We start from the raw sequence: 21601 nt of genomic DNA, 5'->3' as shown, positions 1-21601 counted from the left end.
AGTGGTTTTCGCAAAATTGAATACGCAATTTTGCTTGATTTAGGATCTATGTAAAATCTATATATATGCGTATTGAGATACGCCCGAAAATTGGGGATTGGTTTGGGGCCAGCGGGTTTTTTCTGGTCAAAAACGCCACTATTCCGGTAATGCTCTGCAAAGTTGTTGCGCAAACTGCGATCCGCGCAAAAAAGGGGTAGTTTCATGAGGCCCCGCCGTTTCCCCCCGCTCCTTGTCAATATCATTCATACCGCACTCGTTGCCTGTGACGGTATCCGGTTCCATGCCGGGAACACCTGCCCCCGGTGCGGCAGCAGGCTCTCAGGCTACGATGAACGGAGGAAACGGTTTGCCCTGCTGGTCGATGATGAGGAAAAAACTGACGTTCGGGTAATCCTCCGGCGGTCCTATTGTAAGAACTGCGATACGATCATCAATCCCCCGGAGCCGTTCTACCCGGGCACTCGTATTGGCGCTCCGGTCGTGGATCTCTGCCGAACGCTTTCCTCGGAAATGCCATACTCCCGTGTCTCAACGTACCTGGAACGGATGGGTGTCGCCGTGGACCGCTGGAGTGTCCGGCACTATGCCCGGGCGCCCCTGAGAGAGATTCCCTTCATGGATATATTTGGCATGAAGATCCCGGTATCCATCGTCTCGCTCTCAACGTTAGCCGGTTCTCTGCAGGGTCCGGAACAGGCCGACATGGACACGCTCCTCATGATCTGCAACTATCCCGGCGAATCTTCATCTGTACCGAAACATTCCGACAGGTAACTGCAGGATCCCTGAAAAGATATGGCGGGCCTGAAAAATCCCGGTATTTCTGGTGAAAGAGAGAAGCATCCCGTCACCCGGCTGGAAACAATCACATCTGCAAAACTGCCCCGAAAGAGCAATCATAAAAAGTTTATCGGATATGATACCAACGGATCACCATGACCGGAAAGCATGGCTATCCAGATAAAAAACTCAAAACCGTGATGGACGCCCATCATGTCCCCGCGAACCTGCAGGAACAGGTCCAGCAACTCTCCGCCTTCCATACCTATGCAGCCCCTGGTGTCCTCATCGGCGCATTCATGGTGGACTATGCACTTGAATTGCTGGGAGTAAGCACGGATGATAAATTATACGGGGTCTGCGAGACACCCAAGTGCCTCCCGGACGCACTTCAGGTGATCGCCCACTGTACTACCGGTAACAACCGGCTTAAGGTTGTCCCAATCGGGAAGTTTGCCATCACGCTCAACGGGCCGTCTGACAAGGCGACAACCGAAGCGGTCAGGGTTTACGTTGACTTACAGAAAATGAAAAAATACCCTGTTCTGGATGTGTGGTATGCCAATAGCCCGGCCTATGACAAGCACACGATGGGTGACCGGCTCCAGGATGAGATATTCAGCGCCGGGCGGGAAATCCTCTCGTATGAAAAAGTGAGGATTGAGGTCAGGGCCAAGAAGAAGTGGAAGTCAGTGACCTGCCCCGGTTGCGGCGAAACTGTTCCCGATTATCTTGTCGTTGGTGGTCACTGCGGTGCCTGCGGCTCCATGAAATATTACGAGAAGATATGATGCTGCATTCCCCGGGCAACCGGGACTCAGCCACCCTTTATTACCAATAAGGTCAGGCAGCGGGATCCTTCCCGTACCCGAAACCACCAGGAAATGGCGGGATCAATAATAGATCAGTGAACCATTTCCCAGCAGGTGTTTATCACTGGCCGGCGTGAGTTCTGCACTCATCCCCGGTGCAGCAGCGGTTGTGGTATCTATGAGAAGGTTCACTTCGCCCTGGGGAGCATTCACCGTCCTGCTTGCAAGCAGGGTGCTGTTGTTGTAGATCGTGACCGTCAGCGGGTCAGGAGACTGATCCAGTTTGCGGATTGTTGCCTGGACAATGCTCTTTGTCATCAGGACCGTGAAGGTCTGGTTACCCCTTCCGGAGACTTGGTACAGGAGCCCGGGATTCCCCACTGAACCGGCAAAGTCGCCCGGATAGGTAACCATGACATAAACACCATCAGGCTGCGGGGCTGCCGCAACCTGCTCCGGAGGGGGATTTGACGCGGCGGAAGGGGTGGTCGTGATGACGGTATCGCTGTACGGTGAACTATAGAGCGAGTTTATAACAAACGCTGCCACTGCAAGGATTACGATAATGGTAATGACAGCAAGGACAGCAGCAACAACAGGATACTTCCGAACGGGGGCTTTGGGTTTGCCGGCACTCTTTTTCTTATCCCCTGCTTTGGAGGATCGTTTCTTTGATGCGGGAGGGACTGGCAGAGTAGTGATCGCTGGCGAATAGGTTCCGGGCAGTTCGCGTTTCTCGCCCGGTGTCTGCTGCGGAGGGAGGGTGCCCGGAGCGATTTTTGGGGGGCGATCCGGAAGGGGGGAGGTCTTCTTCACAACCGGTTCATTCACAGGATGCGGTTCTGGTTCCGGAGTTTCCCGGGGCACGTTAAGCGAACTGGCCGCTGCACGGACAATGTCCCCAAAGGGTGCCTGCGTTTGATATTCCCTTGTAAGTCCCGGTTGTTCTTGTGCCGGCTGTGGTTGTTCAACCGGCTCATCCTTCGGCAGAGGGATGTGGATGCCTGCGAACAGATCGCGGGGAACTATCTCATGGTCCGGTTGGGGATCCGGTCCGGGAACCGGTTGTTGTCCGGACAACTCCTCCGCCAGGGTATCTTGACGAGCGGGGTTGACCCCTGGGGCCGCTACCGGCAGTGGCAAAAGGATCTCCTCCTGAGTTTCGGGTCCCTGTTCAACCGCTCCATCCTGGCGGGGCTTCTCCTCTAAGAAGAACTCCAGTGAATCCGGCTCCTGCTCGGTGATGATAACGGGCTCGGCAACCGGCGGCGAAGGTTCAGCCACGGATGACCGTGGGCGGACGGGCTCGGGAGCTTCCCAGCGCCTCACCGATGGCTGGAGACCGTTCTTTTTTACCACCGGCACAACGGCGCTCTGTGCCTCCTGTTCGCGTGCCCTGATGACCAGCTCAATAAGCCGCTTCACCCAGAGTTCACGCTCATGGCGGCGCTTCTCCCCGGGGTTCTGGATGAAGATGAGACTCACCTGCCCCGAATCGGAGATCGTGGCAGATTCTTTCAGCGTGAGGATGATAGCCGGTTCACCCGTGGCAGCCTTGCCGCCTTTGACAGTCACGATTTCAGGAAACGGGACCATCACCGGTTCGAGCCGGTCATACCGGCTGTCCATGAGGATGAGGCGCTGGTTGGTCAGCATCGCGTCGTACAGGACAGAGCTGACGCTCACGCGGTGAGTTGTCAGGACAATGGATTCGCCGCGGTTCAGGTACGGGACGCTCATGATTCCTCAGTATCTTCTCATCTTTGTTGTACGGGAAGATATGCTTTTTAGCCGGCCGCTGAAACGAGCGTCCATGGCTTTATGAGAATCCTCATGAGGATCCAGAAACTCTACCGCTGGATTACAGGACCGGAAAGGAAAAACAGGTGAGGTGTGGACCGGGTACTCTGCCTGGGATCAAGCCGTGGCAAATCGTGGATGTGCTGCTCCCGGCATCCGGCCCATAAACCAGAGGTATGTGGGTAAATCCTGTTGTGTGTGCATGCGTCCGGTTGGTGCGTGTATCCAAAGGGACACATAAGTGTGTATTTTCAAGGTTTATAATATTTTTTGTTTAACTTTGTAATATTGTTAAACATAATAATTTTACTTTAATCGGTGCATAGCGCATATGGTTCCTCAAGAGTTTTTTACTCTCTCTGTACGTTGCATCTCTGTAAGCACGGGAATACTGAAGAGGAGTACAATCCGGGCTACCGGTTTTTCAATAATCTATATTTAACTTAATCCAGATGTGAATGAAAATAGTTTTACGTTTGGCACGCGGAAAAACTATAGCAGAGGAACGATTCTTATGCACCAGAAACCATTGACACGAACACTTATTCTCATCGGTATCGTCTGCAGTCTGCTGCTTGCGACTGCATGTATTGCCGGGTGTACTTCCAGCACACCTGCCCCCGCAACCCCGTCTGCAACCGCTGCACCGGTTGCTCCGGCAGCTGTTCAGACTGCCGCACCTGCCGAAACTACGGCAGCACCCGCCGCTCCTGCCGCAGCAGCTACGACAACCCCAAAGCCGGTGTACACGTATTCTGAAGGAAACGTTGTTGCATACACCGCAGCGTCACTCTCGGGAGTCTCGCCGAAACTGGCCGCAGACTTCGAGAAGATGTATCCCGGGCACAAGGTTGTCTTCAACCTTGCAGGAACCCAAGCCTTAAAGACCCAGGTGCAGAATGGGGCATATGCCGATGTCTTCATCTCGGCCAGCCAGAAATACACGACCGAACTCAGCACTGGCGGGTACTTCGAGCCCGGCACGGTCAAGCAGCTCACGACAAACTATGTCATTGTCATCCTGCCCAAGGATAATCCAGCAGGCATCACCTCACTCTCCGATCTTGCAAAACCCAACGTGAAGATCGCAATGGCAGACAGCAGTGTCCCGGTAGGCACCGCGACCGCAGGAGTCATGAAGAACCTTGCAAAGAGCAATGAATACGGCACGGCCTGGAACACCTCCGTGTACAACAATGTCGTGACCTACGAGACCTCGGAACCGGCCGTTGCCAGCAAGGTTGCGCTCGGTGAAGTTGACGCAGGGTTCGTGTACGAGTCCACCTACAAAGCCGGCACCAGCAAATACCAGGCCATCTCCATTCCCAAGTCTATGAACTATCTCCAGACCTACCAGATCGCTGTCATGAAGGATTCCACGAGCAAGAGTGCAGCAGCGAATTTCGAGACATTCATGCTCTCTTCCATTGGCCAGCAGGACCTCGCGGACTACGGGTTCAGGTCCCCCTAATCCTTTTTGTTTTTTATACCTGCAAATCCTTCTCGTATCATTGAATGCCCCGCCCGGTTCGGGCGCCAGTTGTTATGAAAACCCCTGGCAGTCTGTCGGAAAAACATCGGCGCCTCCTTGCTTACCTCGGTGCAGCGATCCTGATACTCTCTGTTACACTCTATCTGGCGCTGCCGGTTGCTGCTCTCTTCTTCCGGACAACCCCGGAGCTCTTCCTCGCCTCCCTGTCGAATCCCCAGGTCATCAGTGCTTTATGGCTGAGCCTGACTACATCGGTCATTTCGCTTACTGTCGTCATCCTTGTCGGCACCCCGTTTGCGTTCGTACACAGTCGCTCCAATTATCCGGGCAAAGTGATCGTGGACACCCTCATCGATCTCCCGCTTGTCCTGCCGCCGGCTGTTGCCGGTTTTGCCCTGCTCGTCCTCTATGGCAGGATGGGACTTCTCGGGAAGTACTTCCACATGATGGGGATCTCGATTGCTTTTACAACGCTCGCTGTTATTATAGCGCAGATCTTTGTCGCGTCCCCCTTCTATATCCGGCAGGCAAAATCCCTGTTCGAGCAGTTTGACCAGAATTATGAGTACACTGCGCGGACTCTTGGTGCTTCTCCAGTCAGGACATTCCTGACCATTACGCTCCCGCTCACGGCAGGCGGGTTGCTCTCCGGGGCAGTCATGACATTCGGGCGGGCACTCGGTGAATTCGGAGCCACCATCATGTTTGCCGGCAACCTTCCCGGAGTCACCCAGACCATGCCCCTTGCCGTGTACGTGGGGATGGAGAGCAATTTCGACATGGGGCTGACCATTTCCATTCTGTTAGTCATCATCTCCTTCATCATCATGATCTCGGTACGGCTCATTACCCGGAGAGGGATGCCCCATGCTTGAAGCAGTGATCTCTAAAAAGCTGCGGGACTTCACGCTCGATCTCACTCTTTCCGTCGAACCGGGGAAAATCCTCGTTCTCATGGGGGGTAACGGGTCGGGGAAATCGACAACCCTGAACATCATAGCCGGGCTCCTCGATCCAGATACCGGATATGTCAGGCTTTCCGGGTCCACTCTCTGCGAACCTGCAAAGGAGATCTGTATACCCATTGAGCGGCGGAGGATTGGGTACGTCTTCCAGAATGCAGCGGTATTCCCCCACCTTACCGTTCACGAAAACATCGCTTACGGTCTCCGGGCACAGGGGCTCCCGCGTCAGGAGATAGCCGAACGGGTCTCACAGATGGTGGGATTGATGCACCTCGACGAACTGGCCGGTGTCAGGGCATCCAACCTTTCAGGAGGTCAGAAACAGCGTGTGGCTCTCGGAAGGGCTATTGCCATACAACCATCCCTCCTGATGATGGACGAACCCTTCTCCTCGCTGGATATTGAAAGCACGGCAGCGGTAAAGGAACTGATAAGGGAAGTTGTGACCATGATGGATATCCCCTGTATTCTTGTCACTCACCGGGTGGCCGACAGCAGGGAAATCGGGAACAATGCTATCGTGCTTTGTTCCGGAAAAAAGGAGTGGGAAGGCGATTCCGGATTCATTCCGGATACCTGTTCCGTATGCCACTGCCCGTCAGGCAGCCCGTAAGTCCGCATGGATCTCGGCAGTCCCGTAAGGTTTGGTGGAGGAACTGCTCGCGAACCGGGCACCATTATAGTAGATGGACACTGTGAGAAGGTCCCCTGATGCATCCAGTTTCTGGACTGTAGCATCGACAATCTGGTCTTTAGCCGGGATCTGGTAGTACTGTTCCCCGCTTGTGGTAACTTCCCTGATGCGTCCTGAGGTCCCATACGATGCCGAGTACTGTCCATCGTACTGGATCCTGACCCAGACCCCCGAGAGCTGGGGAGCCGGGGCCTGCGTTGCTTCAGGAATCGTAGTTGCCGTCACAACGGGTGTGGTTTCCGGTGTCTCCATGGGCTCCGGTGTTGCGACAGCCGTCGGCTGCTCCGTGACAACGGGTGATGGTGTGGCTGGCGGCACAGTATCCGTGGGAACGGCTGTTACGGGTGTTTTCGCAGGACTGCCGGTAAAGGCGGGTCCCAGGAAAATGACCGCTGCAATGCAGGCAATCACCAGGATCAGCGCGATTCCGGCTGCGAGGAAGACGCGGCGGTTACCGGAGGAAGCTTTTGCGCGGGGCTTCCGTGGTACAAGAGGGGGATTGACATGCCCTTCCGCTCCCGGTAAGGCTCCCGTACCGGCACCGCCCTCCTCTTCGGGGAGTTCACCGGCTACCCACGGAGGCAGGAGTTCAGCGGGTTTCACCCCGCCCTCCTTCTGTTCACCAAGGCTCATCTCCCGGATCTTTGCAGCCCATTCATCCCGTTCACTGGTCCGTTTCTGCCGGGGAGCCTGCGGGAAGACGATACCGAGGGTGTGGCGTGTCTCATCCGGAAGCACAATGGAAAGGGAGAGGACCGGGTCCATCTCGGTATTCTCTCCAATAGTGACTGTCTCTACTGATGCAAAGGGGATGTCCTGCGGCCGCAGCCGCGAGTTGCGGGCGTCAACAAGGATAAGGCGCTGGCTGGTCAGGATCGCTTCTGCCGGTGTCGTGTTGATAACCACGTTATGCGTTGACAGGATGATTGCTTCATTGCCGTTCAGGTAAGGGCTTCCCATGATCCCACGTTCCTGTCATTCATGTGCGTTCTGAAGGGCAATAGCCCTTGTTGTTCCCTTGTGCCGGAGGTAACGATTATCAGGGTGCCCCGTCAGCAGGATGAATGTAATGGGCGCTTCCTGCTCCAGCCCGTTGCACAATCCTGGAATCTCCAAACCAGATTCTCCCTGATTCTGACGGGGCCGTCCAAACCTTTTAAAAAACGCTTCCGCGTTCTTCTCCTCCTCCAGGCCTTCTTGCCTGTCGGACTTCAAAATTTGGAGGGTTATCAAACCCGAGAAATGAGAAGAATCCGTTAGGATTCTTCGAAGAACGCTGATGCGTTCTTCTCTTTCTCGAAGTCCTGATGGACTTCTTCGAATGCACAAACCTTAACAACCTTTCCAGTAGAAAATATTGGCACTATGTGGAAGGCAGTCGGGATCGATGCATGGCTCGCTGCACGCAAAACGAGCCTTGAGGATGCACGTGAAACCGTTACCGGGATCATCGGGCGCGTGAAAAACGAAGGGGATGCCGCACTCATCGATCTGGCAAAAAAATACTGCACGCTGGAGCATGTTGCGGTTACCGATGAGGAACGTGAATCTGCGTACGATGAAGTCGATGCGCAGGTTGTCGAAGCCCTGATCGAAGCGCATGCCCGGATTGAACGCTTCCACGAACGCCAGCGGCCCCGCGATCTCTGGTTCGAGGAGATGGAGCCCGGCGTTGTCCTCGGGATGAAGACCACAGCCCTGAACCGGGTTGGCCTTTACGTTCCGGGTGGCAGGGCGGCCTACCCGTCATCTGCACTGATGTGTGCCGTTCCCGCAAAGGTTGCCGGGGTAAAGGAGATCTGCGCCTGCTCCCCCCCGCCCATCAAGCCCCTGACCCTTGTTGCGCTTGACATCGCAGGTGTCACCGAGATCTACCAGGCAGGCGGCGCACAGGCAGTTGCTGCCATGGCGCTTGGCACGGAATCCATACGGTCGGTCCAGAAAATTGTTGGCCCCGGCAATGTCTATGTTACCCTCGCAAAGATAATGCTCCGCGAGCACGCGGAGATCGATTTCCCGGCAGGCCCGAGCGAGATTGGGATCATCGCGGACAGTACGGCCCACCCGAAGGTCGTTGCTGCCGACGTTCTCGCACAAGCCGAGCACGACCCGAATGCTGCCTGTATCCTGATCACGACCGATCCCGCCCTCCCGGTAAAAGTGGGAAAAGAGATCGAGAAGATGGTAGCAGAGGCTCCCCGGAAGGAGATCATCGTCGAGGCGCTGAAAAACTCCGGCTATACGGTGGTGAAGGACATTAACGAAGCTATCGCGGCATCCGATGTTGTCGCACCCGAGCACCTCTCAATCCAGGTGGCCGATCCCCTCTCGGTAGTGACCAAAGTGCAGAATGCCGGTGCCATCTTCGTAGGCCGGTACTCGGCGGTTGCCTGTGGCGATTATGCAGTCGGCACCAACCATTGTCTTCCCACGGCAGGGTACTCGAAGATGTACTCGGGGCTGGATGTTGCGCACTTCTGCAAGACGGCATCGGTTGAGATCATCGACCGGGACGGGCTTGAGGCAATCGGCGATATCGTGGAGACGATTGCGGAAGCGGAAGGTCTCCATGCCCACTCCCAGTCCGTAAAGGTCCGGCGCGCCCTTTGATCTGTAATACCTCTTTTTCCATTTTGTTTCTTCCGGTCTTTCTGCAGGTGGCGGGACACCGGTGAGGATCATTCTCCATTCAGGACTGCACTTCTAGCAGGGGAGTGGTCTCCCCAGTTGTGGGCAGCTCCAGGGCTCCTGACAATCCAGAGTCCAGGGGGGAAGAATCAGAAAAGTACTGATCCCCGGAATAGCCTCACAACGCCTGGTTTTTACGCAGCCACAGGACCAGGCCCATGGCCAGCACAACAGCGCACAGGGGAAGCAGGGGGTGGAGCGGTGTCTCCTCCGGGGGATGAGCGGCAGGATGGAATTCAATATCAGCGGTTGCGTAATGGGGCATCACCGGGCGGAGACGGTCGACCGGACTGTCCACGACATACACCGTGTACATCCCGGATTTTAGTGTGCCAAGGATCACGGATGTATCCCAGGTATAAGTCCATGTTCCATCCGTGAGCTGGACCGGGGCTGTCGTGAACATCCCCCTTCCGGCAGGGATGTTGAGGTTATCGAGTGCAACGCCCCGCGTGTCAAGACCATCACCGGTAAGGAAAAGAAACACCGCGATGGTGGTGGTCCCGCTGACCGTCCCGTTCAGGATGATCGTATCACCGATGCGGGCTGACGCGGGGGTAGCATTGATCGTGAGGGTGACCTCCGCTGATACCGGTAACGCGATGAACAAAAGGGCAGCAATGACCAGCAGGAGGCGCATCCCGTTCATGGAAAGAGCATGTGATGTCGTGGCTTAAAATAAAGGTGATCCTGCCTGTGACGGTCAGAACGTGACAACCATGACGGCTTCTTCCTCTTTTTTCAGTTCGCCCCTGAGGTGGCCGGCATCGAAATCATAGGCATCATGGGGATTATAGTCCTCGTACAGCTCACACTTGTCGAGGATATCGACAAACTCTTTTAAGAATATTCGCGGGATGATGTCGACCCGCCCCCCGAACCGGGTAGTAATCTTCCGGATCATCGCCCGGATGAACCGGTGGGATATGCGTTCCCGGTCGGGTTCGGAATAGGCCTGTGCATAGACATCCACGACCCTGAGTGCCACGAGCTCGAGCTTTGCCGTGTCAAACTTCGAAAGAGGGATCTGCGGCTGCCGGGGATTTGTGAAGCCGTCGGTCTGAGCCACGCTGATCCGGTCGTAGAGCGGGGGAAGGGACCGGATCCCGCGTGAACCGTCGAACAATGCCGGTGTTCCGGTGAAGAGGAAGAAACAGCGGGGCATCTCCCCCTTGTCAATCGCATCGATGAGCCGGACAAGCACCTGGTACGCCTTCTCGCGCTGGTTGCGCTGGAGCGCCTGGGTCGTCTCCAGTTCGTCGACAGCGATCGCAAGGCCGCTGTACCCGGCACCATGGATGATCGAAACGAGCCCCTGGAGGAAGATGAAGGCAACCGAATCATCGATGTCGCCCTTTATTCCGGCCTTAGCCTTCAGTTCCCGGCCAATGTTCGGCTCTGCGGCAATCCACCCGAGTGCTGCCTGGGCAAGCGCGAAGTCGCCGGCATTACTTGCCCGGTAATAGGTCCGCAGGGTGGCGGCAAGTGCAGAGTTCAGCGAGGAGATCCCTGCAAGGGAGGTCTCGATCTCCCGTTCCGTTGCAGTTTCGAGTGCTGCATCGTTTTCGGCCTCCCCGCTGACAGAGAGGATCCGCTCCTCGATGTTGAAGAGCCATGTATCGATAATCGCCTTCAGGGCATGTTCTTCGCCTGTAGTCCGGAGGTTGGCACACACCTGCTGGTACACTCCCCGGAGCTTGTGCAGGGGGGTTCCGGGGGAGATCACGATGTGGGAGGTGACGAATCCCTTGGACCGGGCAATCTCAAGGGATCGTGCGACCAGAAACGTCTTGCCGCTCCCGTACTCGCCACGGATGAACTTGAGGTCTCCGCCGCCTCCGGCCACATAGTCCAGCTGTTTTCCGATAACCCCCTCTTCCACTTCCAGGCCGACAGCGATCCGCTCCAGCCCTCCCGCAGGAACAGTTCCCCGCCGGAGCGCATTGATGATGTTGATACTCTCGAGCCGGTTCTTCTCCATCCGTTCAGGATCCGATATACTCATAGATCTCCCCGTCTTCTCCCATCCCTTTCTTCGCAATCAGGCTGATCCCCCGAGATGCAGCTTTCTGTACCAGCCGGTTCACCACCCCGGCAATCCTCCGCGTCCCAAGGAGGGTGCGGAGTTCCATCTCGCTTGTCTTCCGGTGGAGGCGGAGGAACGAAACGATCTTCTGCTCCTGCTCTGAAAGGCCGAGTTGTTCCGTGAGGATGCTCCCGGCAGGCGCGGTGCCCGGATCCTCCACTGGCTGGTGTGCCGGCAGGACGGGACTGTCCGCAAGAGCCTGCTCCTTGCAGCGCACAAGAAGGGCAAGATAGTCTTCCATCGGTAATGTCTTCGGGTGGGCCGGCAGGGCATCGATGCCCCGGAGGCAGAGAAACTTGCAGGCCGGGTAATCAGCAGCCTCCAGTGCATTTGTCGCTGAATGGAAGAACGCATTGGCAAGGAGTTCCCTGCCATCTGTGGTGAGTGATTCTGCCTGGTCCTCCAGTTTCCGGATCAACAATTCCATAAGGCGCTTCATGGTGTGCATCCTGCCGGTCCCCTCAACAATGAGGGCAGCCACCCGTACAAGATCGGACCCTTTCCGGACATTGGACAGGATATAGATCATCACCTTCTCGCACTCGCGCTCCTCCCCGTTTGCTGCAAGGAATAGCGCATAGTCCGGCCCCCCGGCAAGGAAGTCCGCCCGGTATGCCCGGTAATACCAGGATCGGGCCATGGCAGGATTTCCGGTCTCCTCGTAGAACCGGGCGGTCTCAAGCAGGCTCACCACGTTCAGGTCACGCGATACGGTCTTGAGGAGATGGCGCTCCGCTTCATCTGCGGGCAGGGTCCGGGTCAGGAACCTCCGGTACCCGCCAATGATTCGCCCGAGGATGACCATGTCGGTTTTGGCAGCCAGCTCATCCTGCACAAGGTGCCCGTACCGTTCCAGTGCCCGTGCCGTATCTCCGGTAGCACCAAGCAGGTCGCACTCGGCAAGGCGGTACTCCGGCTCGTCCGGGAAGAGAGTGAGGAGGTCGAACACAGCCTTCAGTGCATCACGGGGCCTTCCCGCGGAATGGAGGGCATGGACATAGTCGAAGAACAGCGGTCCGTCCGGCTGCTCCTGCAGGACAGAAGCATAGGTTTCGAGCGCCGTGGCGGTATCATACCGGGCACATGCATCAAGAGAGATCCGGAGCATGGCAGGGTCGTGTGTTGACTGCCATACAGAATGCGCGTGCTCTGATGCGGCCCGGAAGTCCTGTACCTGGAGGAGCGCTTCGATGTATTCCGATACGAACGCCTGTATCCCTCCCTGCGCCTTGAGGATCGCAAGCGCTTCATCCCCCCTTCCACAGCCAATAAGTGCCCGCACCAGGTTACCGGTATCCTTCTCTGTTCCAGCCAGTTTCGTGAGATGGAACAACAATGGCAGAGCTCCCCGGAAGTCGTTGCGGGAGAGGAGGTACCCGGCATAACTCCTCAGGGCATCCTGGTTGGCAGGGTCCAGCCGCACTGCCGCGGCATATTCGGATGTCGCCTCATCATCGCCCCTTGCCTCCAGTACTTTTCCCAGATAACTGTGGACATACGATGAGTCCGGCATCCTCACGGCCAGGTCGCGGAAGAATACCTCGGCATCCTCGAACCGGCCGGTATGGTAAAGGTTTGTTGCCGCAAGGACTTCGAGAGCCGGGTCCTTTTCCGCCTCCAGCAACCGGTTGCAGACAGCGAGTGACTCCTGGTACCTGCCGTCTTCGAAGAGCCGGAACGCCTCCCGTGTCGTCACCTCATGTCCCGGCATTGTCATGCCCCGCCCCGGTGCAGGCGGACACGGATGAGGCCGGCAAGCATCCCGATCATGTCCCGCTTCTTCACCCGCGAGTCACCCTTGTTCCGCCATTCTATGGGGACTTCGACGATTGTGTATCCTGCAGAACGAAGCCGCCAGAGAAGTTCGACATCGAACTCGAACCCGTTGGAGAGCATCGATGACAGGACGGCATCCACCGCGGCTTTCCTGAAGACCTTGGCACCACACTGAGTGTCGTGATACGGGAGCCCGTACAGGATCCTCATGATCAGGTTGAACCCCCGGCTCTCCATCCTCCGCATCCATCCCTGCCGGACCGTAAGGTTGGATCCGGGTACCCACCGGGAACCGATTGCGCCGTCCGCGGAATCCAGCGCCGAGAAGAGGCGGAGCATCTCGCCAGGGCTGGTCGAACCGTCCGCATCGAAATACCCAACCAGCGGTGCCCGTGCCGCAGCAAGACCGGCCCGGACGCCCCCGCCTTTTCCCAGCCGGTGATCAAATTCAAGGCACCGGATGATAAGGTCTGTGCGGCGGGCAGAGATTGTTTTCACAATCTCTGCGGTCCGGTCTGTTCCATCGCAGACAATGATGAGTTCTCCGTCAAACTCCGCAATGCTTTCAAGAAGCGGGATGATCCGGGCCTCTTCGTTATAGGCGGGGATGACGAGACTATGGTAGGGTGCTGGTTCGGGAATCATGGTTTTAATGCGTCAGGCCGGGATCCGTACCCTGCTGCGTCCTCTGCAACTAATACAGTGTTCACGGAAAGGATCGTGGCAGGATAACCTGCATAATGGTTGGGAAAGATTCCCAATAACATTAGTGGTAATCCTGCCATGATCACGACTCTACTGGTGCTTCATGAGGTGCTGGGAGAGCATTGTGCCGGGCCGGTACTTCTCTGCCATGGCAAGTGCAGTTTCTCGCAGTGCATGATGTTCGGTCAGGCAGCTTGCCGGGGGAGCTGATTTCCGGAGGATTGCCGATGTATTTTCCGTGATCTGGATTAGTTCCGTTGCAATGACCGCGTTCAGCCAGATGAGGTCTGCAAGCATCTCTTTGGTTTCTGTGTCCTGCATAGAGGAGAGGTCGATCGTTGTGGCTTATTAACCCGGCACCCTGCGCAGGGTGAACCTGCACGAAAAAAGGGAATCTTAATCCCCGCCCGGCAAAAGATGCATAAGAAGACTATGAACTATCGCGAACGGATACAGCAAAACGGCCGGGCAGCAAACCCCTTCTTCTGTCTGATGGACATTGATGTCGTGAGTGCCGGTAACGGGGAGGCCGAGCTGGCGATGCAGGTACGGCCGGACATGCACAACGGTGTGGGCTGGCTCCAGGGCGGGATGCTTGTTGCCCTTGCTGATGAAGCGATGGCGCTTGCCATCTACACTCAACTGTCTGATGGCGAGGGGATTGCAACCATCTCGGAATCTACCAGTTTCCTCCGGGGCATCCGCAAAGGATCGATCACGGCCGAAGGCCGGGTCATAAGGAAAGGACGCCGGGTAGCATTCTGCGAGGCCGAGGTCTGGGCAGACAACGGTGGGGAGAGATTCCTGCTCTCACGGACTTCTGCTGCATTCACAGTAACCAAAGAAACGAAATAAACAGAATCCTCAAAAAAAGGATAATGGATGTATCAGGAAAAATTATTCTTTCTTTCCGCTCTTTTTGGAACCTGTATCCCTGGCGTCTGCGTTGCGGAACTTGACATACCACACGGCTGCTCCCGCAGCGACGATGACAATGACGACAAGGATGATGAGCATTGAACCGGGTCCGGCCTCTTTCTGGGCTGTTGCAAGTCCTTCCTTTGCCGAGCTGCTCTCCGGGTCCAGGCTGAGGGCCTTGTTGTAGGCTTCAATTGCCTCGCCGGCCCTTCCGGCCTTTACCAGGGCGTCGCCCTTGTTGATCCAGCCCTTTTCGTATGCCGGGTCAATGGTCACGGCCTGGCTATAGGCATCAACGGCCTCGTTGTAGCGGCCCATCCTGAACAGGATGTATCCCTTATTGTTCCACATCCCGGTACTGTTCTTGAACTGCACGAGTCCCGCATTTACGGTCGTAAGGGCATCGTCATATTTTCCCATGTCAGCAAGCGCGGCGGCCTTGTCCTTATAGAGATACATGAGCGTATCGCTCTGGCTGATCAGAGTCATGTTCTCGGAAAGTGCCTTGTCAAAGAGTTCGACAGCCCGGCTATACTCTCCATTGCCGATGGCAACCTGTGCCATATTGAAGTATTCTGTTGCAGGATCTGCTCCTGTGGCAGCGGCAACCGGGGGGATTGCGAGTGCTGCGACCAGGATCAAAGCAACAACGGTCAGGAAATACCTGGATTTCATGCCTCTTATTTTTCATCTGTGTCTACATGAACTTTCTTCCTTGGAATTGAAATCCGGAGGTGTGAAAAACGGTCTCCCCCCGCCGCAGTACAATAACACTAATACGGATTATGAGCAACCTATACAGCAATCGGGGAGATCACGTGAAGTACATTATTGTTACCGGCGGTGTGATGAGCGGACTGGGCAAGGGGATCACGGCGGCATCCGTGGGCCGTATCCTGAAAAACCGGGGATACCGCGTCACCGCGGTCAAGATCGACCCCTACCTGAATATCGATGCCGGCACGATGAATCCGGTACAGCACGGCGAGGTCTTTGTCTTAAAGGACGGGAGCGAAGTGGACCTTGACCTTGGCAATTACGAGCGTTTCCTTGACATCGAGCTCACGGCATCCCACAATATCACGACCGGTAAGGTGTACCGCACGGTGATCGAGAAGGAACGCCGCGGCGCCTTCTTAGGTGACACTGTCCAGATCATCCCCCACATCACCGATCAGATCAAGACCTGTATACGGCTGGCGGCCGATGAGGAGTTCCCGGACGGGAAAAAAGCGGAGATCTGCCTTGTCGAAGTAGGCGGTACTGTCGGCGACATCGAGAGCATGCCCTTCCTGGAAGCGATCCGCCAGATGCGGGGAGAGCTCCCCGAGCATGATTCTGTCCTGATCCATGTGACCCTGATCCCGGCAGACACGATGGGCGACATGAAGACCAAGCCCACGCAGCACTCGGTGAAGGCACTGCGGGAACTGGGTCTCCACGCGGACATCATTGTCGGCAGGAGCGAGCACCCGATGAGCGCCAGCACCAAGCGCAAGATCTCGGCGTTCTGCGATCTCCCCCAGAACGCGGTCATCTCGGCAGCAACCGCTCCGGACACCTATGCGGTCCCGATGGAGATGGAGAAGGAGGGCATTGCCGATGTCCTCTCCGCCCATCTCGGCCTCGACCGGAAGGACGCAGACACTTCGTGGTACTGGGTTGTCAACAAGGAGTACACGAACCGGGTCACGGTTGCAATCGTCAGCAAGTATGGCATCGAGGACGTATACATCAGCATCAAGGAAGCGCTCAAGCATGCCGGTCGGGCCCTCTCCACGGAGGTAAAGATTGCGTGGCTGGATGCCGAGCGGTACGAGCGCTGCTCCTTAAAAGACTATGACGGCATCCTCATCCCGGGCGGCTTTGGCAAACGCGGGATCGAAGGGAAGATCGAGGCTATCCAGTTCGCTCGCGAGAATAAGGTGCCCTTCCTCGGGCTCTGTCTTGGGTTCCAGCTGGCAACCGTTGAATATGCCCGCCACAAGGCAGGCATTGCCGATGCCACGAGCGAGGAGTTCGGCGAAGGGACTCATGTCATTGCCCTCCTGCCCGAGCAGGAAGGACTCCACGAGCTGGGCGGGACGATGCGCCTTGGCAACTACACGGCCGATATCCGCGATGGCACCCTGGCGCGGAAACTCTACGGAGAAGAGCAGGTGGTCGAGCGGCACCGGCACCGGTATGAGGTGAACCCGAAGTATATCCTCACACTCGAGAAGGCAGGGCTCGTCTTCTCGGCAACAAACAAGAACCGGATGGAGTGCCTGGAACTCCCGGAACACCCGTTCTTCCTTGCCACCCAGTTCCACCCGGAGTTCAAGTCGCGGCCGATAAAACCGTCGCCGCCCTACCTGGGCTTTGTCGAGGCATGCAGGGCGAATAAGCGGACGAAATAGGAGCACGATTAAACCTATGGTTAACACGGAACAGTTCATTGCAAAGGCAATTGAGGAGATCAAAACATCTGCAGGGTCTGAGAAGGTCGTCATGGCCCTCTCGGGTGGGGTGGACAGTTCGGTCTGTGCCGCCCTCGCTGCCCGGGCTATCGGGGATAACCTCATCCCGATCTATATCGACACCGGCCTGATGCGGAAGGGCGAGACCGACCGGATCCGGCAGGTATTCAGCACTATCTCTCTCGATGTCGTCCAGGCAGAGGACGAGTTCCTCGGAGCACTGAAAGGTATCATTGATCCTGAGGCGAAGCGCAAGGCGGTTGGCGAACGCTTCATCCGCGTCTTCGAGCGCGAAGCAAAGAAGAATGGGGCAAAATGTCTCCTGCAGGGCACGATTTATCCAGACATCATCGAGAGCCAGGGCGGGATCAAGAGCCACCACAACGTGGGAGGGATGCCGACAAAGATGGAGTTCACGAACGTGATCGAGCCGATCCGCGACCTGTACAAGGATGAAGTCCGCGAGGTTGCCGGTGCCCTTGGCCTGCCAAAGGAGATCCAGTACCGGATGCCCTTCCCCGGCCCCGGCCTCTCGGTGAGAGTGATCGGGGAGGCAACGAAAGAGAAGATCGCCGTTGTCCGCGAAGCCAACTGGATTGTCGAGGACGAACTGGTAGAGAAATACCGCCCCTGGCAGTGCTTTGCAGCCCTGCTCGGTCTCGGGACCGGTGTCAAGGGCGACAACCGGATCCACGGGTGGATCGTGGCGGTGAGAGCGGTCCATTCGCGGGATGCGATGACCGCTGAACCGGTCAATATCCCGTTCGACCATCTCATGAAGATCGGGTCGAGAATCACTGCCGATATCCCGAGTGTTGCCCGGGTTGTCTACGATGTAACGGCAAAACCCCCGGCAACCATCGAATACGAATAATCAAAGATAATCTGAGAAATACAAAAACGTGATGGGAATGGAAACAACACAACAGATGAAAGCGCTTGACGAGCGCTATTTCATGCCTGCGTTCTCCCGTGACATGGCAATTGTCAAAGGGGAAGGATCAAAGGTCTGGGATGGAGAAGGGAAGGAGTATATCGACTGCGTTGCAGGGATTGCGGTCTGCAGCACCGGCCACTGCCACCCGGAGGTCGTAAAGGCGATCTGCGACCAGGCTCACCAGTTAATCCACTGCTCTAATCTCTACTATGTCCCGCACCAGGGTGAGGTGGCGAAGAAAGTTGTCGAAATCACCGGGATGCACAAGGCATTCTTCTCGAACTCGGGAGCTGAAGCCACGGATGGTGCCCTGAAACTCGCCCGCGTCAGGACCGGGAAGAAGAAGTTCGTTGCCTTTACCCACGGGTTCCACGGGCGGACGATCGGCTCCCTTGCCGTCACCCACAAGCCCGCGATCCGCGAGCCTTTCGAACCGCTCGGTATGGAGAAGACCTTCGTTGAGTATGGCGATCTCGAGGGCCTGAAAAAGGCCGTTGATTCCGATACCGCCGGTGTCATTGTCGAGCCGATCCAGGGTGAAGCGGGTGTCATCATCCCTCCCGACACGTTCTTTGAGGGAATCCGCGAAGTCTGCGACAAGAGCGGGGCTCTCATGATCGTGGACGAGGTACAGACCGGTCTTGGCCGCACGGGGAAGTGGCTGGGCATTCAGCACACGAAGGTGAAACCGGATATCGTTACCCTGGCAAAAGGGATCGCGAGCGGGTTCCCCATGGGAGCTCTCGCTGCCCGGGAAGATCTGGAGTTTAAGAAAAGCGAGCACGGGAGCACCTTTGCCGGTGGACCGCTTGCCTGCGCCGCCTCCCTTGCCACGCTCGGTGTGATCGAGAAGATCCTGCCGGAAGTGGTGGTCAAGGGCGAGCGCTTTCGGAACGGGCTTGCGAAATACAATCCCCGTGTCCGGGGGCTCATGATCGGGATTACCATTGGCGACAAGTGTCCCGAGATCCAGAAGAAGTGTGCGGAGCAGGGCGTGCTCGTCAACTGCGCAGCGGACGGCAACCTCCGTCTCGTGCCCCCGCTTACCATCAGCAATGCCGAGATCGACACGGTAGTGAAGGTCCTCAATGGAACGCTTGGTTAGGTCCTGCTACAAGAAGAAAAGCGGTTACGTCTTCGCAAAGAAAGCGGAGGATATCGCCCGCGAGTACGGCATGACCCGCATCGCCCGGCTCGCGAGCAACGAGAATCCCGAGCCCCTTTCCCCTTCGGCACTTGCCGCAGCGGAAGAGGCATTAAAAACAGTCAACCGCTACCCGGACGAGAAGGTCAGCGTCCTCATGAGCGCCCTCCGGGCCACCTATGCACACGAGCACTTCGTTACCGGTGTCGGGATGGATGGCGTCATCGAGACCCTCTTCCGCACGCTGGTCGAACCTGGCGAGAAGGTCGTGATCTCGACCCCGACCTTCTCCTTTTACGCGCTCGCCGCGATGGGGCAGGGTGCAGAGACAGCAACGGTTCCCCGGGAAGCAGACTTCTCGGTCGATCCCAGGAAGGTGTTGAAAGAAGCGAAGGACGCAAAGGTCACGGTCCTCTGCTCCCCCAACAACCCGACCGGGAATGCGACCCCGGTTCCGGTTATCGAAGAGATCCTCGAAGGGATCGAGGGCCTGCTCTTCCTGGACAATGCTTACGTGGAGTTCTCGGGGATCGATTACCTCCCGCTGATGAGAAAGCACGAGAACCTTGTCCTTGGCCGGACCCTCTCCAAGGTCTACGCCCTTGCCGGGCTCCGGGTCGGGTATGCCTTCACGCCCCGCTGGCTCCCGCCGTGGTATAACCGGGCCGGGACCCCGTTTGCGGTCAATGCTGTTTCCATGGCCGCCGCTGCAGCGGCGCTGGCTGACAGGGAACGTGCGGATCGCTACATAGCGCAGGTGAAGCACTGGCGCAAGCGATTTACGGAAGAGGTGAAATTCCCCGTCCTGCCATCCGATGCAAATTTTGTCATGATCGATATCTCACCCCACAAGAGCGACGAGGTCGTGGAGGAGCTGGCACGAAAGGGTGTGGTGGTTCGTTCCTGCCGGAGTTTCTCCGGTCTTGAAGACCACTATATTCGTGCCAGTATTGGCGCGGACTGGGAGAATGAACTTTTCCTTGAGGTGATCAACAGCCTATGATGTGCGGCATCACCGGCACGCCCGGCACCGGTAAGTCGGTCATAGCGGACGAGCTGGCACGCCGCGGGCACACTGTTGTCCACATCACTGACACGATCGGGCCGTATGTTACCGGTGAAGACGAGAAGCGCGATGTCCAGATCGTTGATGTGGACCGGTGGGTCGCTGAGTTCAAACCGGTAGACGGGTTTGTAGAGGGCCATTTCGCCCACCTGCTCCCCTGCGACCGCGTAGTGGTCCTCCGGTGCCGGCCCGACGAGCTTAAGGCTCGCCTGAAGCAGCGCAAGTACCGCGCTGCCAAGATCCGGGAAAATGCCGAGGCGGAAGCCCTTGACTCCTGTCTCATCGAGACCGTGGAGGAGCACAACCCCTCTCATATCTTCGAGCTCGATACCACCGGCCGTCATGCGCCGTACTGCGCAGACCGGATCGAGGCGTTCGTCCGCGGGGAGATCCCGGCGGACTTCGGCCACATCGACTGGTCGTCCTTTTTGGAGGCGCACCTGTGACCCTTGACCAGTACCGCTCCAGCGTCAAGGTCTATTTCGATCCGCTGGTCGCCGTTGCCATACGATGCGGGCTCACCCCGAACTTCTTCACAATCGCAGCCCTCCTCGCATCGATGGCGGCAGGGCTCCTCTTCTTCTTCAACATGGTTTTCTGGGCTGTTGTGGCGGTTGCGCTCAATGCATTCTGCGATGCCATGGACGGAGCCGTTGCCCGCGAGATGAAGGCCCAGAGCAAGAGGGGCGACTTCCTCGACCATGCCGTGGACCGGTATGCAGACATCTTCATTATCACCGGTATCTTTGCCGGCGGCCTTGTTCCGTGGCAGATTGGTGTCTTTGCCCTGACTGGTGTCCTGATGTCATCCTATCTTGGCACCCAGGCGCAGGCAGTAGGGGTCGGGCGGTACTATGGCGGTGTCCTCGGGCGTGCGGACAGGCTGGTCATGATCCTTGTCGTGGGTATCGCGAGCCTCCTGTACCCGGCCAGTATCTTCGGGCTCACCCTCTTTGGCTGGATGCTCGTCCTCTTTGGCTTCTTTGGTCACATCACGGCACTCCAGCGGTTCGCCTATGTGTGGGCGAAGGTGGAGTAAAAAACCTTTTTCTTTTCTGGGGAATATTTTTGAATTTATGATAGGGCTGATGCCCCCATACTCCCATTAAGATGCTTGCCGCCGAAGTCGAAGGGCGCGCCGCGGCGGCTTCAATTTCTTATTACAAGTAACAACTCCATGTCGGGTATCTATTTCAGGTAATACAGAGGCATCGCCATGCGCCCTGTCCCCCCTGTGGGGGGATTGGTGGCGCAAGAGGGGGAAGTTCAATCTAAA

The 21601-nt window shown here is 57.0% G+C and carries 21 protein-coding genes; 13 read left to right on the top strand and 8 right to left on the bottom strand.

The features are described 5' to 3' along the window. The first annotated feature begins 204 nt into the window (after positions 1 to 204). Both PHF39_RS04680 and PHF39_RS04675 read left to right on the top strand, forming a co-directional pair. The gene (locus tag PHF39_RS04680) at positions 205 to 777 is read left to right on the top strand and encodes a hypothetical protein (protein ID WP_300220810.1); all 573 of its coding nucleotides are present in this window, start codon (positions 205 to 207) and stop codon (positions 775 to 777) included. Positions 778 to 938: 161 nt separating this feature from the next. Further along, entirely contained in the window at positions 939 to 1574 is a 636-nt protein-coding gene (locus tag PHF39_RS04675; protein ID WP_300220808.1) for an FmdE family protein, read from the top strand. A 102-nt stretch (positions 1575 to 1676) separates the two neighbouring features. Here PHF39_RS04675 and PHF39_RS04670 read toward each other — a convergent pair whose 3' ends face one another. After that, positions 1677 to 3335, bottom strand: a complete 1659-nt coding sequence (locus PHF39_RS04670) for a hypothetical protein (RefSeq protein WP_300220805.1) — start codon at positions 3333 to 3335, stop codon at positions 1677 to 1679. 574 nt (positions 3336 to 3909) lie between these two features. On the opposite strand from PHF39_RS04670, the gene modA reads away from it, so the two are divergent. The 3 genes from modA (at position 3910) to PHF39_RS04655 (ending at position 6465) form a co-directional block, all read left to right on the top strand. Continuing rightward, positions 3910 to 4866: a molybdate ABC transporter substrate-binding protein gene (gene modA / locus PHF39_RS04665; protein ID WP_300220802.1), complete on the top strand. Its 957-nt coding sequence runs from the start codon at positions 3910 to 3912 to the stop codon at positions 4864 to 4866. A gap of 74 nt (positions 4867 to 4940) precedes the next feature. Next, a complete protein-coding gene (locus tag PHF39_RS04660) occupies positions 4941 to 5762 on the top strand; it encodes an ABC transporter permease (protein ID WP_300220800.1) in 822 nt (273 codons plus the stop codon). Next, positions 5755 to 6465, top strand: coding sequence for an ATP-binding cassette domain-containing protein (locus tag PHF39_RS04655; RefSeq protein WP_300220797.1), 711 nt, complete (start codon positions 5755 to 5757; stop codon positions 6463 to 6465). The genes PHF39_RS04660 and PHF39_RS04655 overlap by 8 nt, the downstream gene beginning before the upstream one ends. On the opposite strand, the gene PHF39_RS04650 is transcribed toward PHF39_RS04655, so the two are convergent. After that, positions 6451 to 7506, bottom strand: coding sequence for a hypothetical protein (locus tag PHF39_RS04650; protein ID WP_300220794.1), 1056 nt, complete (start codon positions 7504 to 7506; stop codon positions 6451 to 6453). The two genes, PHF39_RS04655 and PHF39_RS04650, sit on opposite strands and share 15 nt — an antisense overlap. Before the next feature lie 405 nt (positions 7507 to 7911). Between PHF39_RS04650 and hisD the strand changes: the two genes are divergently transcribed. Continuing rightward, positions 7912 to 9156 carry a histidinol dehydrogenase gene (gene hisD / locus PHF39_RS04645; protein WP_300220791.1) on the top strand — a complete coding sequence of 415 codons (1245 nt, stop codon included), beginning with the start codon at positions 7912 to 7914 and terminating at the stop codon, positions 9154 to 9156. A gap of 196 nt (positions 9157 to 9352) precedes the next feature. Here hisD and PHF39_RS04640 read toward each other — a convergent pair whose 3' ends face one another. The 5 genes from PHF39_RS04640 to PHF39_RS04620 all read right to left on the bottom strand — a co-directional run bounded on the left by PHF39_RS04640 (position 9353) and on the right by PHF39_RS04620 (position 14122). After that, the gene (locus PHF39_RS04640) at positions 9353 to 9883 is read right to left on the bottom strand and encodes a hypothetical protein (protein WP_300220788.1); all 531 of its coding nucleotides are present in this window, start codon (positions 9881 to 9883) and stop codon (positions 9353 to 9355) included. Between the two features lie 54 nt (positions 9884 to 9937). Beyond that, a complete protein-coding gene (gene brxD / locus PHF39_RS04635) occupies positions 9938 to 11239 on the bottom strand; it encodes a BREX system ATP-binding protein BrxD (protein WP_300220785.1) in 1302 nt (433 codons plus the stop codon). Beyond that, positions 11220 to 13037, bottom strand: coding sequence for a hypothetical protein (locus tag PHF39_RS04630; RefSeq protein WP_300220782.1), 1818 nt, complete (start codon positions 13035 to 13037; stop codon positions 11220 to 11222). The genes brxD and PHF39_RS04630 overlap by 20 nt, the downstream gene beginning before the upstream one ends. Next, entirely contained in the window at positions 13034 to 13741 is a 708-nt protein-coding gene (locus PHF39_RS04625) for a dolichyl-phosphate beta-glucosyltransferase (protein ID WP_300220779.1), read from the bottom strand. The genes PHF39_RS04630 and PHF39_RS04625 overlap by 4 nt, the downstream gene beginning before the upstream one ends. A gap of 150 nt (positions 13742 to 13891) precedes the next feature. Next, the gene (locus tag PHF39_RS04620; protein ID WP_300220776.1) at positions 13892 to 14122 is read right to left on the bottom strand and encodes a hypothetical protein; all 231 of its coding nucleotides are present in this window, start codon (positions 14120 to 14122) and stop codon (positions 13892 to 13894) included. A 96-nt stretch (positions 14123 to 14218) separates the two neighbouring features. On the opposite strand from PHF39_RS04620, the gene PHF39_RS04615 reads away from it, so the two are divergent. Beyond that, positions 14219 to 14656 (top strand): PaaI family thioesterase, encoded by a 438-nt coding sequence (locus tag PHF39_RS04615; RefSeq protein WP_300220773.1) that lies wholly within the window; start codon positions 14219 to 14221, stop codon positions 14654 to 14656. 42 nt (positions 14657 to 14698) lie between these two features. Here PHF39_RS04615 and PHF39_RS04610 read toward each other — a convergent pair whose 3' ends face one another. Next, positions 14699 to 15394, bottom strand: a complete 696-nt coding sequence (locus PHF39_RS04610) for a tetratricopeptide repeat protein (protein WP_300220770.1) — start codon at positions 15392 to 15394, stop codon at positions 14699 to 14701. 143 nt (positions 15395 to 15537) lie between these two features. Here PHF39_RS04610 and PHF39_RS04605 point away from each other — a divergent pair, with 143 nt between their 5' ends. Genes PHF39_RS04605 through PHF39_RS04580 form a run of 6 tightly spaced genes read left to right on the top strand, consistent with a single transcriptional unit; the run spans position 15538 to position 21364 of the window. Further along, positions 15538 to 17118: a CTP synthase gene (locus tag PHF39_RS04605; protein WP_300220768.1), complete on the top strand. Its 1581-nt coding sequence runs from the start codon at positions 15538 to 15540 to the stop codon at positions 17116 to 17118. Between the two features lie 16 nt (positions 17119 to 17134). Continuing rightward, positions 17135 to 18052: a glutamine-hydrolyzing GMP synthase gene (guaA, locus tag PHF39_RS04600; protein ID WP_300220766.1), complete on the top strand. Its 918-nt coding sequence runs from the start codon at positions 17135 to 17137 to the stop codon at positions 18050 to 18052. Positions 18053 to 18083: 31 nt separating this feature from the next. Further along, positions 18084 to 19220: an acetylornithine/succinylornithine family transaminase gene (locus PHF39_RS04595; protein WP_300220763.1), complete on the top strand. Its 1137-nt coding sequence runs from the start codon at positions 18084 to 18086 to the stop codon at positions 19218 to 19220. Further along, a complete protein-coding gene (gene hisC / locus PHF39_RS04590; RefSeq protein ID WP_300220760.1) occupies positions 19204 to 20262 on the top strand; it encodes a histidinol-phosphate transaminase in 1059 nt (352 codons plus the stop codon). Before PHF39_RS04595 ends, hisC begins: the two co-directional genes overlap by 17 nt. Next, positions 20259 to 20771, top strand: coding sequence for an adenylate kinase family protein (locus PHF39_RS04585; RefSeq protein ID WP_300220757.1), 513 nt, complete (start codon positions 20259 to 20261; stop codon positions 20769 to 20771). The genes hisC and PHF39_RS04585 overlap by 4 nt, the downstream gene beginning before the upstream one ends. After that, a complete protein-coding gene (locus PHF39_RS04580) occupies positions 20768 to 21364 on the top strand; it encodes a CDP-alcohol phosphatidyltransferase family protein (RefSeq protein WP_300220754.1) in 597 nt (198 codons plus the stop codon). Before PHF39_RS04585 ends, PHF39_RS04580 begins: the two co-directional genes overlap by 4 nt. Positions 21365 to 21601 lie beyond the last annotated feature (237 nt).

The organism is Methanoregula sp., from assembly GCF_028712425.1.
Taxonomy (GTDB): Archaea; Halobacteriota; Methanomicrobia; order Methanomicrobiales; family Methanospirillaceae; genus Methanoregula.
This window is presented reverse-complemented; position numbering and strand designations above follow the sequence as displayed.